Annotated in this window: 14 protein-coding genes and 1 tRNA gene; 5 read left to right on the plus strand and 10 right to left on the minus strand. The window is 38.2% G+C overall.

Going from position 1 to position 16,710, the window contains the following annotated elements; all coding sequences use genetic code 11:
• Window positions 1-94: 94 nt before the first annotated feature.
• The 3 genes from argB (at window position 95) to argH (ending at window position 3,478) form a co-directional block, all read left to right on the plus strand.
• Complete coding sequence (gene argB, locus G6N06_RS05570) at window positions 95-871, plus strand: acetylglutamate kinase (protein ID WP_163515085.1); 777 nt, start codon at window positions 95-97, stop codon at window positions 869-871.
• Window positions 868-1,929 (plus strand): M20 family metallo-hydrolase, encoded by a 1,062-nt coding sequence (locus tag G6N06_RS05575; protein WP_163515086.1) that lies wholly within the window; start codon window positions 868-870, stop codon window positions 1,927-1,929. Before argB ends, G6N06_RS05575 begins: the two co-directional genes overlap by 4 nt.
• Window positions 1,930-2,188: 259 nt before the next feature.
• Window positions 2,189-3,478, plus strand: coding sequence for an argininosuccinate lyase (gene argH, locus G6N06_RS05580; RefSeq protein ID WP_163515274.1), 1,290 nt, complete (start codon window positions 2,189-2,191; stop codon window positions 3,476-3,478).
• 53 nt (window positions 3,479-3,531) lie between these two features.
• On the opposite strand, the gene leuB is transcribed toward argH, so the two are convergent.
• The 4 genes from leuB to G6N06_RS05600 form a co-directional block, all read right to left on the minus strand.
• A complete protein-coding gene (gene leuB / locus G6N06_RS05585) occupies window positions 3,532-4,650 on the minus strand; it encodes a 3-isopropylmalate dehydrogenase (RefSeq protein ID WP_163515087.1) in 1,119 nt (372 codons plus the stop codon).
• A gap of 173 nt (window positions 4,651-4,823) precedes the next feature.
• Window positions 4,824-5,417, minus strand: coding sequence for a 3-isopropylmalate dehydratase small subunit (gene leuD, locus G6N06_RS05590; RefSeq protein WP_163515088.1), 594 nt, complete (start codon window positions 5,415-5,417; stop codon window positions 4,824-4,826).
• 104 nt (window positions 5,418-5,521) lie between these two features.
• A complete protein-coding gene (gene leuC, locus G6N06_RS05595; protein ID WP_163515089.1) occupies window positions 5,522-6,904 on the minus strand; it encodes a 3-isopropylmalate dehydratase large subunit in 1,383 nt (460 codons plus the stop codon).
• A 1-nt stretch (window position 6,905) separates the two neighbouring features.
• On the minus strand, window positions 6,906-8,081 hold the full coding sequence (locus G6N06_RS05600) for a 2-isopropylmalate synthase (RefSeq protein WP_163515090.1): 1,176 nt from the start codon (window positions 8,079-8,081) through the stop codon (window positions 6,906-6,908).
• A gap of 147 nt (window positions 8,082-8,228) precedes the next feature.
• Between G6N06_RS05600 and G6N06_RS05605 the strand changes: the two genes are divergently transcribed.
• Window positions 8,229-9,776 (plus strand): hypothetical protein, encoded by a 1,548-nt coding sequence (locus tag G6N06_RS05605; protein WP_163515091.1) that lies wholly within the window; start codon window positions 8,229-8,231, stop codon window positions 9,774-9,776.
• A 32-nt stretch (window positions 9,777-9,808) separates the two neighbouring features.
• Entirely contained in the window at window positions 9,809-10,711 is a 903-nt protein-coding gene (locus G6N06_RS05610) for a phospholipase A (RefSeq protein ID WP_163515092.1), read from the plus strand.
• Window positions 10,712-10,758: 47 nt separating this feature from the next.
• On the opposite strand, the gene G6N06_RS05615 is transcribed toward G6N06_RS05610, so the two are convergent.
• The 6 genes from G6N06_RS05615 to mce form a co-directional block, all read right to left on the minus strand.
• Window positions 10,759-12,027, minus strand: coding sequence for an exo-beta-N-acetylmuramidase NamZ family protein (locus G6N06_RS05615; RefSeq protein WP_163515093.1), 1,269 nt, complete (start codon window positions 12,025-12,027; stop codon window positions 10,759-10,761).
• A 188-nt stretch (window positions 12,028-12,215) separates the two neighbouring features.
• A complete protein-coding gene (locus G6N06_RS05620; RefSeq protein WP_163515094.1) occupies window positions 12,216-13,502 on the minus strand; it encodes an exo-beta-N-acetylmuramidase NamZ family protein in 1,287 nt (428 codons plus the stop codon).
• Between the two features lie 75 nt (window positions 13,503-13,577).
• A complete protein-coding gene (locus G6N06_RS05625) occupies window positions 13,578-14,900 on the minus strand; it encodes an exo-beta-N-acetylmuramidase NamZ family protein (RefSeq protein ID WP_163515095.1) in 1,323 nt (440 codons plus the stop codon).
• A 365-nt stretch (window positions 14,901-15,265) separates the two neighbouring features.
• Window positions 15,266-15,943 carry an SH3 domain-containing protein gene (locus G6N06_RS05630; RefSeq protein ID WP_163515096.1) on the minus strand — a complete coding sequence of 226 codons (678 nt, stop codon included), beginning with the start codon at window positions 15,941-15,943 and terminating at the stop codon, window positions 15,266-15,268.
• A gap of 192 nt (window positions 15,944-16,135) precedes the next feature.
• A tRNA-Ile gene (locus G6N06_RS05635) sits at window positions 16,136-16,209 on the minus strand.
• Window positions 16,210-16,258: 49 nt separating this feature from the next.
• Window positions 16,259-16,663 (minus strand): methylmalonyl-CoA epimerase, encoded by a 405-nt coding sequence (gene mce, locus G6N06_RS05640; protein WP_163515097.1) that lies wholly within the window; start codon window positions 16,661-16,663, stop codon window positions 16,259-16,261.
• Window positions 16,664-16,710 lie beyond the last annotated feature (47 nt).

Genomic DNA, 16,710 nt, shown 5'->3' on the forward strand with positions numbered 1-16,710 from the left:
AAGTCTCGTTGGCAGACCTGACAGGTTTTTGAAACCTGTCAGGTCTTAAATATAAGATGGAAAATTTAGAGATACCCGTTTTCACGGACATATTATGAAAACATTAAAAATCATTAAAATAGGCGGTAATATTATCGATAATGAAGCGGCATTATCCTCATTTTTGGATGTATTTGCAGCTATCGATTCGCCTAAGATTCTGATTCATGGCGGTGGTAAATTAGCTACTCAATTGGCCAATCAATTGGGCCTGGAAGTGAAAATGATTGATGGAAGACGCATTACAGACAAGGCCACTTTAGACCTCATCACCATGGTTTATGCCGGAAAGATCAACAAAAATATCGTGGCACAACTGCAATCCAAAAATTGTAATGCCATCGGATTTTCCGGTGCAGACGGCAACACCATTATTTCCAAAAAGCGCCCCGTAAAACCCATCGATTTCGGATTTGTTGGCGATGTCAAAAAAGTAAATATCGAAACACTTCAGGTCTTATTGGAACACAAGGTGACACCGGTATTTTGTGCATTGACCCACGATAAAAAAGGACAACTTTTAAACACTAATGCCGACACCATCGCCTCAGAACTGGCCATTGGATTTGCCAAACACTATCAAACGGAGTTATATTATTGCTTTGAAAAAAACGGGGTTTTAAGAGATGTAACTGATGAAAACTCAGTGATCAAAAACATCACGACCCAATCCTATCAAAATTTAATTAATGATAAAGTCATTGTGGACGGCATGCTCCCAAAACTGAACAATTGCATTCATGCCATTGAAAAAAATGTTCATAAAGTCTGCATCGGAAAACCAGAAATGCTATTTGACACCCAGGCTAATTTTACAACCATTACCAAATGATACAAAAACTGACCACAGATGCCATTGCATTACTAAAAGATTTGATTGAAACCCCATCCTTTTCGTCCGAAGAAGACAAAACCGCTGAGTTGATAGTGCAATGGTTTCAGAAATATAATATTGACTACAAACGTACCGTCAACAATGTTTGGGCACTAAATAAACATTTTGACGACTCAAAACCAACCTTGTTGCTCAATTCCCATCACGATACCGTCAAACCGAATACCGCTTACACCAAAGATCCTTTTAAAGCTATTGTTGAAGACAGCAAATTATTTGGTTTGGGCAGTAATGACGCTGGAGGCTGTTTGGTCTCTTTAATCGCGACGTTTACGTATTTTTATGAGCAACCAGACCTAAATTACAATTTGGTCATTGTCGCCTCCGCAGAAGAAGAAAGCAGCGGTCCGAATGGGCTGAACAGTATGTTAAAAGTCATCCCAAAAATTGATGTGGCCATTGTGGGCGAACCAACCTTGATGCAACTGGCCATTGCTGAAAAAGGCCTGGTTGTTTTTGATGCCAAGGTAAAAGGAACACCAAGCCATTCAGCCCATCCTAATGATGATAATGCTATATACAATTGCATAAGCGTGCTGCAATGGTTTAAAGATTATAAATTTGAGAAAGTATCGGATGTTTTGGGTGAGGTTAAATTGACGGTGTCCCAAATAAAGGCAGGCAAGCAACATAATGCCGTTCCTGCAGAAGTGGATTTGGTGGTGGATGTGCGTGTAAATGATTGTTATAGCAATGCTGAAATTGTGGAAATCCTCCAAAAGGAAGCACCATGTGATAGCATCATCCCACGAAGCTTACGATTGAACTCATCGTCTATTCCTAAAGAGCACGCTTTGGTTCAGGCAGGAATTGCTTTGGGTCGTGGAACTTATGGGTCGCCTACGCTATCAGATCAAGCAGTATTAACTTGTCCGTCATTAAAATTAGGCCCTGGGGATAGTACGCGATCACATTCGGCAGATGAATTTATTTATATTAGTGAGATTGAGGAAGGGATTGAATTGTATGTGAAGTTGTTGGAGAAAATATTCTAGTATAGACTAAAGAATCAAGATAAAAGAACAAAGACTTGATTTGGAATGGGTTTAAATTTGGTTCTAAAAAAATTACAATCGTAAAGTAGATGACTGTCTAAAAGTTAAGTAGCGGCATTATTTCCAAGAGCATTGAAAACCATGAATGCATTTCGACTGCGTTCAATGTGACAGTGCGATGGATTTTTTACTTTTGAAATTGATAAGTAATAATAATTAAAAAGAAGTGTAGGTGGGATTCCTGCCTTCGCAGGAATTTATGAAACTCTGGGATAAAGGTATTAGTATTGATAAAAAAATAGAGCAATTTACCGTTGGAAACGACCGAGAAATTGACTTACACATTGCTAAATATGATGTTCAGGCGTCTTTGGCTCATGCCAAAATGCTTCAATCCATCGGTATTTTATCGAGGGACGAATTAGTGCAATTAGAAGGTGGTTTAGAAATCTTAGCACGACAAATTGAAGAAGGCACGTTCACCATCGACGCACAATTTGAAGATGTGCATTCCAAAATCGAATTTGAACTCACCAAAACCTTGGGCGAAGTTGGAAAAAAAATCCATACGGCACGTTCAAGAAATGATCAGGTTTTAGTGGCGCTACAGCTTTATTACAAGGAAAATATCGGAATAATCTACGATAAAACTGAAGTGTTTTTCAACACCTTGTTAGACTTGTCCGAAACCCACAAAAAAGCCTTACTTCCTGGATACACGCATTTACAGGTGGCCATGCCTTCATCTTTTGGTTTATGGTTCTCTGCTTATGCCGAATTGTTGATTGACGATGTATATCTGCTTAACGCCGCTTTAAAAACCGTCGATCAGAATCCATTAGGCTCAGCGGCTGGTTATGGGAGTTCTTTTGGAATTGATCGGGAATTGACGACTAAGGAATTGCAGTTTTCGACTTTAAAATACAATGTCGTTGCCGCACAAATGGCCCGTGGTAAAAGTGAACGTACCATTGCATTGACTTTGGGAAGTCTGTGCAACACCATGGCGCGCTTTGCAATGGATATTTGCCTGTATATGAGCCAGAATTTCAGCTTTATCACGTTTCCGGATGAATTGACCACAGGAAGCAGTATTATGCCCCATAAAAAGAATCCTGACGTCTTTGAACTGATTCGTGGGAAGTGCAATAAAATTCAAGCGTTGCAGACGGAAATGATCTTGATCACCAATAACCTTCCGAGTGGATATCATCGCGATTACCAATTGTTGAAAGAGCATATGATTCTTGCCATTAATGACGTTATGGATATCTTGGATATCTTCAACTATGCCATTCAGCAAATAGAAGTCAAGGATATCGATTTAAATGATGCCAAATACCAGTATCTATTTACGGTTGATAATATGAATACTTTGGTTGAAGGTGGGATGAGTTTCCGGGAAGCCTATCAAATCATTGGAAAGCAAGTTCAGGAAGGAACTTATAAACCAGATACGTCTAAAGAGCATACACATATAGGGAGCATGGGGAATTTATGTTTAGAAGAAATAAAAGCAAAGTTTCCAAAACGTGAAAAGCATCCGTAAAGGATGCTTTTCTGAAGAGCTACTATTTGAAAATCTGACTAACTAAATTAACTTTAAATAATAGTAGATTGTCCTAAATGAATGTTGGTAAAATTCATATTAGTGTCTTTTGGATTATTGATAAAATCCTCAATGAAATCGCCCACTTTAGTGGTTGATATGTGATTGAATTTGGTGTTTAAATCTGGTGTTGTAATATTTAATTTTAACGATCGCTCTACGCCCTCTCTAATTAATTCGGCTTCTTCATATAATTCAAAATGATCCAACAACATAGCTGCGGATAATATTGAGGCTATCGGATTGGCAATACCCAAATTTTTTGCCTGCGGATAAGAGCCGTGGATAGGCTCAAACATGGCAAAATAGTCTCCAACCGATGCCGAAGCCAGCAGACCAATAGAACCACCTATAACACTCGCTTCGTCGCTGATAATATCGCCAAACATATTTTCTGTCAAGATGACGTCAAACTGTTTTGGATTTAAAATGATTTGCATCGCAGCATTATCAACAAATAAGTAGTCGAGTTTCACATCTTTGTATTCCTGTGAAATTTCGGTGACTACTTTTCGCCATAAACGAGATGACTCCAAAACATTGGCTTTATCTACCAAAGTGACTTTACGCTTTCTCGATTGCGCCGATTTGAATGCCAAATGGGTGATGCGTTCAATCTCAGAACGTGAATAGACACATAAATCAGTGGCCGTATTTCCATCCTCACTAAGCGTTTTTTCACCGAAGTATATACCTCCAGTCAACTCTCTATAGATACAAATATCAGTACCTTTAATAAACTGTTTCTTTAATGGCGATTTGTCCAAAAGCGTATCATACGCTTTAACTGGTCTGATGTTGGCATATAAACCCAATTCCTTGCGCAGTTTCAACAAACCTTGTTCAGGACGCACTTGAGCATCCGGATTATTGTCATATTTTGGATCGCCGATGGCACCAAATAGTATGGCATCAGTGGCTTTGCACAAATCGAGTGTTTCTTTAGGTAATGGATCGCCAGTTTCATCAATGGCTACAGCACCTACCGGTGCATATTTGAATTGAAACGAATGATCAAATTCTTGCGCAATCGCTTTCAACACTTTGACAGCTTGTGCGGTTACTTCAGGTCCTATGCCATCTCCTGGCAATACAGCTATTTTTAATTTCATCTTAATTCCTGCGAAGGCAGGAATCTCTTCCTGTCTTCAATTGTTTTAGTGTTATTTTTTCTTCTCTTGTTCCCGCGATCCCGATAACTATCGGGAGGGAATCTATCAATTTTTCAACATCTCATCATTGAATTTGCTTTCAAACCTATATGGATTAAACGCCTTGCAGGTAACTAATACGCCTGCAATGTCTTCTCAAATGCTTCAATTGTTTCTTTTTTACTCAATAAATAATCAATATCATCATAGCCATTGATCATACATGTTTTTTTGTAGGCATCAATTTCAAAGGATTCTGAATGGTTTGAGCCATCAATACCAATGGTTTGCGCTTCTAAATCTACGGTGATCTTGGTCTTTGGATCTGCTGCAATGGTTGTCATCAATTCCTTTAAAAATTCGGGAGATACCTGAACCGGTAGTAATCCGTTGTTAAGCGCATTCCCTTTAAAAATATCCGCAAAGAAACTTGATACAATCACTTTAAATCCATAATCGGTTAATGCCCATGCCGCATGTTCTCTACTACTGCCACATCCAAAATTATCTCCAGCCACCAAGATAGGTCCATCAAATTGAGGCTGGTTCAACACGAAATTTGTGTTGACCGAACCATCTTTTTGAAATCGCCAATCTCTGAATACATTTTTGCCAAAACCGTCGCGATTGGTGGCTTTTAAAAAACGTGCAGGGATAATCTGATCCGTATCGACGTTTTCGATATCCAATGGGATTGCTGTTGCTTTTAAGGTTATAAATTTTTCCATCTAAATGCCCGCGAATGCGGGTATCTTATTAAATTATTATCACTAAAATTTTTCCAGTGTCTTTTTCAAACCTGTCAGGTTTTAAAAACCTGACAGGTTGATATTTAATTCAACTGTTTCGTAATATCAATTATCTTCCCTTCCACTGCAGTTGCAGCAGCCATCAATGGGCTTGCTAAAATAGTTCGCGCGCCTTGACCTTGTCTACCTTCAAAATTTCTATTGGAGGTAGAGACACAATATTCGCCTTGCGGAATTTTATCATCGTTCATAGCCAAGCATGCTGAACATCCTGGTTGTCGCAATTCAAATCCGGCATCATCAAAAATAGCTTTAAGGCCTTCTTCAATAATTTGGGCTTCCACTTGTTTGCTGCCAGGAACCAACCATGCCGTCACATTATCTGCTTTTCGTTTGCCTTTGATATAATTTGCTGCGATTCTAAAATCTTCAATTCTCGAATTGGTACAACTCCCTATAAAAACAAAATTGATAGGTTTGCCAATCAAGGTTTCTCCTTTCTTAAAGTTCATATAATCCAAGGCTTTTTCAAAAGAAGCATCGCTGGTTTCGGGAATAAATTCTGAAATTTTGATTCCCATCCCTGGGTTGGTACCATAGGTAAGCATTGGCTCAATATCTTCGGCATCAAAGTGATATTCTTTATCGAAAACCGCATCATCATCGGTTGGAAGTGTTTTCCAATAGGCAACCTTTTGATCGAACTCTTCTCCTTTTGGAGCAAATTTTCGACCTTTTACATATTCAAATGTCGTTTCATCCGGAGCAATCATGCCGCCACGGGCGCCCATTTCAATACTCATATTACAAACGGTCATACGCCCCTCCATCGACATGTTTTCAAACACATCACCTGCATATTCGCAAAAATATCCTGTACCGGCATTGGTACCGATTTTTGAAATGATATATAAAATGACATCTTTGGGAAGCACACCATTTTTTAATTTCCCGTTAACCGTTACTCTTAGGCTTTTCGGTTTTGTAAGCAGCAAACACTGACTTGCAAAAACCTGCGCCACTTGACTGGTCCCAATTCCGAACGCGATGGTTCCAAACGCCCCATGGGTTGAAGTATGACTGTCACCACATACGATGGTCATTCCGGGCTGGGTGATGCCCAATTCTGGTGCCATGACGTGCACAATGCCGTTGTATTTATGCCCTAGTTCATAAAGGGTAATATTATTTTTTTTGCAATTGGCAGAAAGTTGTTCCAGCTGTTTTCTGGAAAGCTCATCTTTAATTGGCAAATGCTGATTGATTGTAGGCGTATTATGATCGGCAGTTGCCACAATTTGATCAGGTCTGAAGATTGGAATATTGCGTTGTTCTAGCTCATTAAAAGCCTGCGGACTCGTTACTTCATGAATCAGGTGTTTATCAATATACAATATTTGTGGACCGTTATCTATAGTGTCCACTACATGTGCGTCCCAAACTTTATCAAACAAAGTTTTTCCCATCTTAAGCTGAAATTATTTGTTGGTACACTTTACTCGTTTCAATGATTTGATGAATGTCATTGTCGTCGATTTCCTTTTTCTGATCCGCGAAATTCAAGAAGTTTGTATAAACCTCATCCAATTGTAATTTCGTCAATTCATAGCCCACGTTTTTTGCTCTATAGGCTAAGGCTGCGCGGCCACTTCGAGCGGTCAATACAATGGCAGATTCTGTAACCCCAACATCTTTAGGATCAATGATTTCATAGGTCTCCCGATTTTTAATCACCCCATCCTGATGGATTCCCGAACTGTGGGCAAAGGCATTAGCGCCAACAATGGCTTTGTTTGGCTGGGTATAAATTCCCATACTTTCTGAAACCAGCTGACTGATGCCGTATAGATGCTGGGTATTTATATTGGTATCCAAATTAAGATAAGGATGTTGCTTTAATACCATGACCACTTCTTCAAGGGCCGTGTTTCCAGCGCGTTCACCAATTCCGTTGATGGTACATTCAATTTGTCTAGCACCGTTGATCACGCCTTCTATGGAGTTGGCAGTTGCAAGTCCTAAATCGTTATGGCAATGACAGGATAAAATAGCATTTTCAATGCCTTTTACATTTTCTTTTAGGTATTTTATTTTGGCTCCGTATTCACTCGGCAAACAATAACCGGTAGTATCAGGAATATTCAGTACGGTCGCTCCAGCTTTAATGGCCATTTCACAAACACGTGCTAAAAATTCGTTGTCCGTCCGGCCTGCATCTTCCGCATAAAACTCAACATCTTCTACAAACCTCTTTGCAAATTTGACCGCCTCAAAAGCACGTTCCAAAATGGCATCCTGATTGGAATTGAATTTATATTTAATGTGTGAGGCAGAAGTACCAATGCCTGTATGGATTCTCGGATATTTTGCATATTTTAGCGCCTCTGCAGCAACTTTGATATCGTTTTCAACTGCACGCGTCAATCCGCAAACAATGGTGTTTTTTATTAATTTAGATATTTCTTCAACAGATTTGAAATCGCCAGGGCTTGAAACTGGAAAACCAGCTTCGATGACATCAACGCCCAAATGCTCGAGCTGCTCCGCAATAATCAATTTTTGATTGGTATTTAGCTTACAGCCAGGAACTTGCTCGCCATCTCTTAATGTGGTGTCGAAAATTTGAACATTATTATCAGACATTTGTTGCATATTATTTTTGAATTGACAAGCTAATTTATACTTTGTATTTAAATTCAATTGAGCAACGATACGCGTTTTACGATGTTCAGTTGATTTTTAATATTATAATTAATTGATTTCTATACACTTAAGAGCTATTTTAACGTGATGACTAAAGAGCATAAAGATAATTTATTTCAGTTGGTGAAATCGTTGACCAAGTCAGAAAAGCGACAGTTTAAGCTGTATGTTGGGCGGCTTGATGTCAATGCCGATTCTAAATTTTTGAATCTTTTTAATTATATGGACAAAGCCAAGAGCTACGATGAACCCGCGATCATAAAAACGGGAATTGTCAAAAAACAACAATTGGCGAATGTTAAGGCACATTTGTACAAGCAAATATTAATCAGCCTAAAGCTTAATCCATCACATCAAAATATCCGTTCCCAAATTCGCGAACAGCTTGATTTTGCCTCTATTTTATATCACAAAGGCCTTTATAAACAAAGCTTAAGAATTCTAGATAAGGCCAAGGAACTTGCCATGCAACATGAGGAGAAAAATCTCGCTTATGAGATTGTAGAACTCGAAAAAATTATCGAGTCACAGTATATAACACGAAGTATCAGTACACGTGCCGATGAGCTCACCCTCCAGGCCAAAGAATTGAGTGAATTGAATGTGATCACAAGTAAACTTTCCAATTTATCGCTGCAATTGTACAGTATTATCTTAAAAACGGGCTATGTAAAAAATGCAGAGGAAGGTCAAAAAATAAAGACCTATTTTAATGATCGCTTACCAAAATTTAAAATTTCAGAGGTTGGTTTTAGAGAAAAGTTATGGCTTTATAACTCCTATTTGTGGTACAGTTTTTTACTGCAAGATTTTTTAAACTGTTATAAATACGCTTCAAAATGGGTAAATCTGTTTTATGACAATCCGCACATGATTAGCTTGAATCCCGTCTTCTTTTTAAAAGGAAATAATTATCTTTTGGAAGCCCTGTTTTTTATCAGAAATAAGCCAAGATTTTTAAAACAGCTACAAGTTTTAGAAAATCAATTGGAAGATCAAACCTTCCCAAAGGACGAAAACGTGGATGCATTGGTCTTTTTATATTTGAATTTTCACAGAATCAATCAGCATTTTATTGACGGAAGTTTTGAGGAAGGCTTGAATCTCATCCCAAGAATTGAAAATAAATTAAAAAAATACAACAATCGTCTTGATGAACACCATAAGATGATTTTTTACTATAAATTTGCGAGCTTGCAATTTGGGGCAGGGAATAACAAAGCTTGTATTTATTATTTAGATAAGATTATTTCAAACAAGTCACTGTCCATGCGTGAAGATTTGCAGACTTTTGCACGTGTTTTGAATTTGGTGGCACATTATGAGGCTGGAGTGGATTATCATATGGATAGTCTTCTGAAAAGCACCTATAAGTTCCTTATAAAAATTAACGATCTGTACGAAGTTCAAAAGGAAATGATAAAGTTTATCAAAGGCTTGCAGGATATTTATCCGCATGATTTGAAAAACGCTTTTATTGAACTTCACAAAACTTTAAAAACTTATGAGGATCATCCTTATGAGCGCCGCGCATTTTTGTATTTAGACATCATTTCATGGTTGGAAAGCAAAATTCAGAATAAACCTGTTGGACAAATAATTAGAGATAAATATTTGGCAGAGATTGCAAAATAACGCTTCAATAGCGTAAACAACACTACTATTTTATGCCATTTATAAGATTTTCTTTTTTCATTCTGTTACTAATATTCACAAGTAATTTACACGCCCAAGGCTTATTCAGAAAAAAAGACTCCATTGTCACCCAGACGCTGTCCCAAGCATGGGAACTTGATCGCAAGGATAGAAACGGCACGTTCAGGTTGAATTCCTACCAACCTTTTTATGTATTGCCCGTACATTGGACCAATCGCATTAATACAGTGCCTCAAAGCGTGGGACAGGAACCGGCTTTTAATGAACCGCTCCGACTTCACTCCACCGAAGTTAAGTTTCAGATCAGTTTTAAAACCAAGTTGATCCAATCGTTTTTATTTGGTAAAGGAGATATTTGGGTAGGCTATACACAAATAGCCCATTGGCAGGTTTACAACAAACAGCTTTCACGACCTTTTAGGGAACTCAATTACGAACCTGAGCTGATTTTCAACTATCCTCTCAATTTCAATTTTTTAGGCTTTGAAGCTAAAATGGCTGGCTTTGCTTTCAACCATCAATCGAATGGCCGACCTGATCCTATTTCAAGGAGCTGGAATAGAATAATCTTTCATTTTGCGATGGAACACGATAATTTCCAAATCTATTTAAAGCCATGGATTAGGGTTAAAGAGGGCTCAGAAGATGATGACAACCCAGAGATTGAAGATTATCTTGGGCGCGCCGAAGCGAATGTGATCTATCGAAAAAACGGCCATAGCCTGAATCTTTTGTTACGTAACTCATTGTCGTTTAAGGACAATCATGGGAGCATTCAATTTAATTATATGTACCCGATCAGAAATAACCTGAGAGGCCATTTACAGATATTTAGCGGTTATGGCGAAAATCTGATCGATTATAACCACTATCAAACTACCGTGGGTCTGGGGATTTCTTTTGTTGAATGGTAAAATACTTCGATGCATGAAGCCATCATCCATAATAAAATATCAAATAGCTAATAAAGTAGGTAACGCTTTCTTTTTTGTTTAAAACTATCGACTTCGATTGCCCAATCCTCTATTATTGTTTTTGGGGATTCGCCAGCCTCTAATTTCAAACGAACTTCCGGAGTACCGAGCAAACCATCTAACCTTCGCTGCCTTAGTTCAAGTCGCTCTTGATATAATGTTCTTAACGCGTCTAAGATATAGATGCCCGCTTGGGCCGATTTGAATGTATTCCTATCCGTTACTATCATTTCAATCCCGTCCACTTCTTCACCCAGAAATTTTGGAGGGTAAATTTTAATGCCATCCACAATACTATCCGGTACAAAACGGATTGGTTTAAATTCTATACCACTCAATTGGTAACTATTTAAATGTTCTGCCAACTTAGTACCGTTTATCCAAGGCGCACCTATCTGTTCAAATGGACGCATCGTTCCCCGACCATCCGATACATTGGTGCCTTCAATTAAGCAGGTGGCCGGATACATCGTTGCGGTTTTAAGAGTAAGCATATTTGGGGAAGGTTTTATCCAAGGCAGCCCAGTGTCGTCATACCATTGCTGTCTGTCGTAGTTTTTCATGGGAATGACTGTTAAGTCCGCTTCTGCAAGTCCATTGTTCTTCCGATTTCCATTGAACATTAGGGCAAGTTCCCCAATGGTCATGCCATGGGTAATTGGAATCGATCCGTTTTCGGCAATTGGCTCAACAGGGCCATCTACATAATCTCCACCAATAGGGTTTGGACGATCCAACACAATGAATGGTACTTTTTGTTCTGCCGCTGCCTCTTGGGCCCACAACATGGTTTTTATATAAGTGTAATATCTTGCACCTATGTCTTGTATGTCAAAAATCAGAACATCTACTTGGGCTAACATCTCAGCGGTAGGTTTACGTGTTTTGCCGTAAAGTGAAATAATCTTTAAACCTGTCTTAGAGTCCATTCCATTCTCAACGTGATTGTCTTCTTCCCCTCGTAGTCCATGTTCAGGCCCAAAGAGTAAAGTCAGTTCAACTTCTGGATGCTTATAAAGGACATCTATGAGATGTTGACCGTCGGGCAACAAGCCAGTGTGATTTGTAATTAAGCCTATTCGTTTATTCTGAATTTTGGAAAAGAATTCCGGTGAGAGCAATTGTTCCGCTCCAACTATAACACGTGAGATTTCAGTCCGTTTGTCTAAGCTGCTCTTTTGATCTTTTTTGATCTGATGACCTGAAAAGAATATGGGAATTATGAGAAGAAAATAAAGATGTATTGAAGATTTCATAAACGTGTTTATAACAGTTAAGATAAATGATAATTTTATTCTTACGTAAGTAAATCGAATGGCCACTCTTTATTCTAATACTTTTAAAGTACTTATTTTAAATTGACCATCACATCAGTAGTTTTTTAAGTCATTGTTGAATAACTATTGATAAAAAGTACGGATTGGGAATAATTTACACCCGATGTTTAATAGAGCAAATATTTTTCTCTTATAGCCGCATACTTTTCCAATCCGTCTTTCCATGTCTCCTTGATTTCATCAGATGACATCCCTGATTCAACCTGTTCCTGAAGTTTTGTTGTTCCTGCCAATCTAGTGAATTTACTTTCGTTGAAAAATTTGGTTTTATCTGATGTGTTTTCATAAGCTTCTATAAGCCAATCCAGGTTGATCTCGTCAATTCTCGGGTTTTCTGACAAATCCCTTCCATAACAAGTTTCACCATTATGCTTAGGTGTTTTGGAAGCTGAATTTGGTTCAGGCACGTAAGAATAGGGAAATACCTCTGGGTCGAGGAATGGGGATCCAAATACTTGGAATTGGTTTGAAGTGCCTCTTCCTTCGTTGACATTTGTGCCTTCAAAAAAGCATAGGCTGGGATATAAATTAATAGATGTTGCATTGGGAAGATTTGGTGACGGTGGCAACGGCGGATCATAGCGCTTATTGTGGTCATAGTTCTCCATTTCGATTACGGTCAGATCAGCCTGAATTCCATTTGCCAATAACTTCTCTCCATTCAACATTTTAGCATATTCGCCGATGGTTAACCCATGAACGACTGGGATTGGATCCATGCCCACAAAGCTTTTATGTTCTGGTTCAAGAATAGGACCATCAATATAATGTCCTGTTGGATTTGGTCGGTCCAGTACAATGACCGGGATGTCCTGTTCGGCGGCAGCCTCCATGACATAATGCAAGGTGGAGATATAGGTGTAAAATCGAGTTCCTACATCCTGAATATCAAATATCAACACATCAACACCCTCTAAATGCTCAGGCGTCGGTTTGGTATTATCGCCATCGGAAGTTCGTGACGCCTTTGGCTTATACAAAGAAATTGAAGGCAACCCCGTCTTTGGGTCGATACCATCCGGAATAATGGCACCATTGGGCTCTTCGCCTCTAAATCCATGTTCAGGAGCGAATACTTTGACAACCTCCACGCCCAATGAAATCAAAGAATCCACAAGGTGTGTATAATTATTTTTTGTCTCTGAACCTGAAGACTCTTCCTGTTTGTATATCACGGTCGTATTATTGCCTACAATTCCCACTTTCTTGTTTATTAACAAAGGAAGGTAAATCGCAGTGCGGTTTGAACCCAATACAATAGGAGCATCATCTGTTGACATGGTCATGGAATTATGAACTGTATCCAGGCCCTTCTGCTTTTCGCTTCGATTTCCACAAGAAAAAAAGGTAAGAATTAAGACCAAGAATATACTTTGAGAGAGTTTCGAAATCATAGCTTATGGTTTTATCAATTAATGGCTGTTTAAATTTAAAGTTTTCCAAATCAGAAAAACGCTAACTGAGGAGCTTCAATATAATAGATATTTCGTTTTAGTCTCATTGAATGCTTTGAGTTCATTTTCCCATGAAGCAAAAATTTCTGATGGGGTTTTATCCTCATAAATCATGTTTTCAAGTCGAGTTGTTGATACCAGCCTATTCATGGTTTCTTGATCCCATTTCATGATTTTTGGATGGGTTTTATGAATTGCCCAAAGCATCGAAATACCAACCCTGTAGCTATCAAAAAGATTACGGTCTGTTATATTCACATAAATACCATTGCAAACCTCACCCGCTAAATAAGGATCACGACTATGGAAGGGCATCTTCTTAGGTGTAAACTGAATACTTTCAAATTGTACTCCCGGAAGTTCAAGCGTATTTAGGGTATGGACAACGGTCAAATTATCTATCCACGGTGCACCTATATACTGAAATGGTTTTTCTGTTCCTCTACCTGCCGAAACATTGATGCCTTCAAAAAGACAAGTCCCGGTATAGGTGATCATCGAATTTAAATCGGGCAAATTAGGAGATGGCTTAATCCATTTAAGACCAGTTTCATCAAACCACATATCGCGTTGCCAGCCCAACATTTCTACAACATGAAGTTTTGCTTCCTTACCTCCTCTCAGCATTTTTTCCCCATTGTACATTTGAGCAATTTCACCCATGGTCATGCCATGAATTACAGGCAATTTTCCAAAGGCTCCAAAACTAAATAAGAATTCATCATCAGTTATAAAACCATCTGTTTTTAGTCCTGTGATTGGATTGGGTCTATCTAACACAACAACTTCAATATTGTTCTCAGAAGCCGCTTCCATTACAAAACCTAAAATGTTGATGTGCTCATAGAATCGAGCTCCGACTTCCTGAATATCAATAATTATTACATCAACATCTTTCAGCGCCTTATCAGATGGTTTATGCCGTTCACCGTATAACGAATATTTAGGAAGACCTGTTTGGGGGTCTATATCATCTTCTTTGTCTTTAGGTAGGGAGTAATCATTACTTCGAATATTGAAATGCATACCAAACAAAACCTTCAAATTGGCATCTTTATAACCGAATAGGGCATCGGCCAAATGGGTTCCGTTCGACAATAGTCCGGTATGATTTGAAACCAAGGCTATATTTTTTCCTTTTATCAAATAGTCGTATTCCGAAAAAAGTCGATCTGCACCAACAGTAACTTTCGGAGTTATAGTTTTATCATTGAAACCGTTTTTTAATGATTCATGGGCCTGAAGATGAAGAACGCTTATCGCCATACATGAAAGAAATAGAGACAGGGCGGTTTTGAAAAAATATGATTTCCTTTGGTTTTTTCCGGTATCATTCATAAAATCACGGTTTTTAGTTTTTATAATTTTGAGTACAATTTTCAATTAAGTCACTGAGATATCGCAAGGGTTTTATAACATTATTAGAGGGTCATAAAATCCTATAAAATAGCATTCGTTCTAAATCCATTTTAATTATAAATTAAATATATGCCTTTTTAGTAGAAGATTTATACTCTTAACAATCATAATCTGAAATACATAGACTTGATTATTTTGATTTTCTGAACATTCCATTTCAAATCAATAAATCATTTATTACTTGTTCTTTTTTGTTTCCTAAAATAAAAATTCCAATCTATAACTAATAAAAAAGTGCTGTTTCATTTTTGAAACAGCACTTTTTTGCCATAGGCCAATTGATTTTAATTCTCACATTCTGATGAGTAAGCATATTGAAAAACATCGTTTTGTACTTCCGTTGAACTCGTTAAAGAGGTCATTTTTTGTAATCTGTTATCTTTAAAAACCACGAACATTGGGCTGTCATTCACATTAAAATTGCCTTCTTCATTTGAGCTCAAACTGATGATGTCCTGATCTTGATTTTTAAGGAGTTCTATTCCAGAATACGTTAAGGTATTTGATTTGAGCAAAATTTTATCCAATTCAACGCCATTCTTGATGGCTCTAATTTGGAATTGTTGTTGCGCATTACTGTCCAATCCTGCTTCACCAAAAACGAATCTAATTTCAGGATTCGTGTTACTGACCATTGTTTTTTGGGAAATTAAACCACCCCAAATCCACCCTATCTGTGGTCCCATTTTTACTTTGTACCATCTGCTGGTAACGCCATCAATGGTTTGTGGGCTTTCGCTCTTTGCCAATAATCGCACATTGGTTCCTATGGCAATGGTGGTCAATTGTTGGCACTGAGTTGCAGGGCAATCTCTAAGTGCCACGTGATCTGCTAAAAGATAACGGGAAGCCTTGGAGGCTGACGTGGTGTAAATGTCAAATTCTACTTCTTTGTTTTGTGAAATTACGGACGTTGCCAAGAGCAGCAACCCGATGAACATACTGTTTTTTAAGGTTTTCATACTGTTATATTTTAAAGATTTATATTTTATTTACCTCTAAAGTAGTATGATGTTTTGCTTGAGTTGGTGGTGTTTTAGTATTCGTCAGGAATGAATTAGTATTTGAAGGGAAATTGAGGATTCGGCAATTATAGGAAGATAGATTGCGATTTAGTATGAACAAAAAAACCCTTCGACGTGAAGGGTTCTTTGTGGTCCCACCTGGGCTCGAACCAGGGACCACTTGATTATGAGTCAAGTGCTCTAACCAGCTGAGCTATAGGACCAGTTAAGAGGATGCAATATTACTACTTATTTTAAAATCTTACAACAAATTTAAGGTTTTATCTCTTGGCACAATTCAATCAAAACACCATTGGTGCTTTTTGGGTGTAAGAAAGTCACCAACTTGTTGTCGGCGCCTTTCTTGGGCGTTTTATTTAATACAGTAAATCCTTCTTTTGAAAGCCGTTCAATTTCTGCCTCGATATCATCAACAGAAAAGGCGATATGATGGATGCCCTCCCCTTTCTTTTCTATGAATTTAGCAATTGGGCTGTCGGCTGAAGTTGCTTCCAGCAATTCAATCTTATTCGGACCTGCCTCAAAAAATGATGTGCGAACGCCTTCGCTTTCCACGGCCTCAATTTTGTAGTGTGGTTTTCCAAGAAGTGCGGCGAATAGGTCGTTTGAGACATCTAAGTCTTTTACCGCTATGCCTATATGTTCTATTTTTTTCATACTTATGCCCCCGAAGGCTTGTCATTCCCGCGAAGGCGGGATTTATT

It is taken from the genome of Gelidibacter japonicus (assembly GCF_010725055.1).
In the GTDB taxonomy this organism is placed as follows: Bacteria; Bacteroidota; Bacteroidia; order Flavobacteriales; family Flavobacteriaceae; genus Gelidibacter; species Gelidibacter japonicus.

Coding starts and splice junctions, on each gene's coding strand:
- argB (WP_163515085.1), top strand. CDS start 95: ATGAAAACATTAAAAATCATTAAAATAGGCGGTAATATTATCGATAAT.
- G6N06_RS05575 (WP_163515086.1), top strand. CDS start 868: ATGATACAAAAACTGACCACAGATGCCATTGCATTACTAAAAGATTTG.
- argH (WP_163515274.1), top strand. CDS start 2,189: ATGAAACTCTGGGATAAAGGTATTAGTATTGATAAAAAAATAGAGCAA.
- leuB (WP_163515087.1), bottom strand. CDS start 4,650: ATGAAATTAAAAATAGCTGTATTGCCAGGAGATGGCATAGGACCTGAA.
- leuD (WP_163515088.1), bottom strand. CDS start 5,417: ATGGAAAAATTTATAACCTTAAAAGCAACAGCAATCCCATTGGATATC.
- leuC (WP_163515089.1), bottom strand. CDS start 6,904: ATGGGAAAAACTTTGTTTGATAAAGTTTGGGACGCACATGTAGTGGAC.
- G6N06_RS05600 (WP_163515090.1), bottom strand. CDS start 8,081: ATGTCTGATAATAATGTTCAAATTTTCGACACCACATTAAGAGATGGC.
- G6N06_RS05605 (WP_163515091.1), top strand. CDS start 8,229: ATGACTAAAGAGCATAAAGATAATTTATTTCAGTTGGTGAAATCGTTG.
- G6N06_RS05610 (WP_163515092.1), top strand. CDS start 9,809: ATGCCATTTATAAGATTTTCTTTTTTCATTCTGTTACTAATATTCACA.
- G6N06_RS05615 (WP_163515093.1), bottom strand. CDS start 12,027: ATGAAATCTTCAATACATCTTTATTTTCTTCTCATAATTCCCATATTC.
- G6N06_RS05620 (WP_163515094.1), bottom strand. CDS start 13,502: ATGATTTCGAAACTCTCTCAAAGTATATTCTTGGTCTTAATTCTTACC.
- G6N06_RS05625 (WP_163515095.1), bottom strand. CDS start 14,900: ATGAATGATACCGGAAAAAACCAAAGGAAATCATATTTTTTCAAAACC.
- G6N06_RS05630 (WP_163515096.1), bottom strand. CDS start 15,943: ATGAAAACCTTAAAAAACAGTATGTTCATCGGGTTGCTGCTCTTGGCA.
- mce (WP_163515097.1), bottom strand. CDS start 16,663: ATGAAAAAAATAGAACATATAGGCATAGCGGTAAAAGACTTAGATGTC.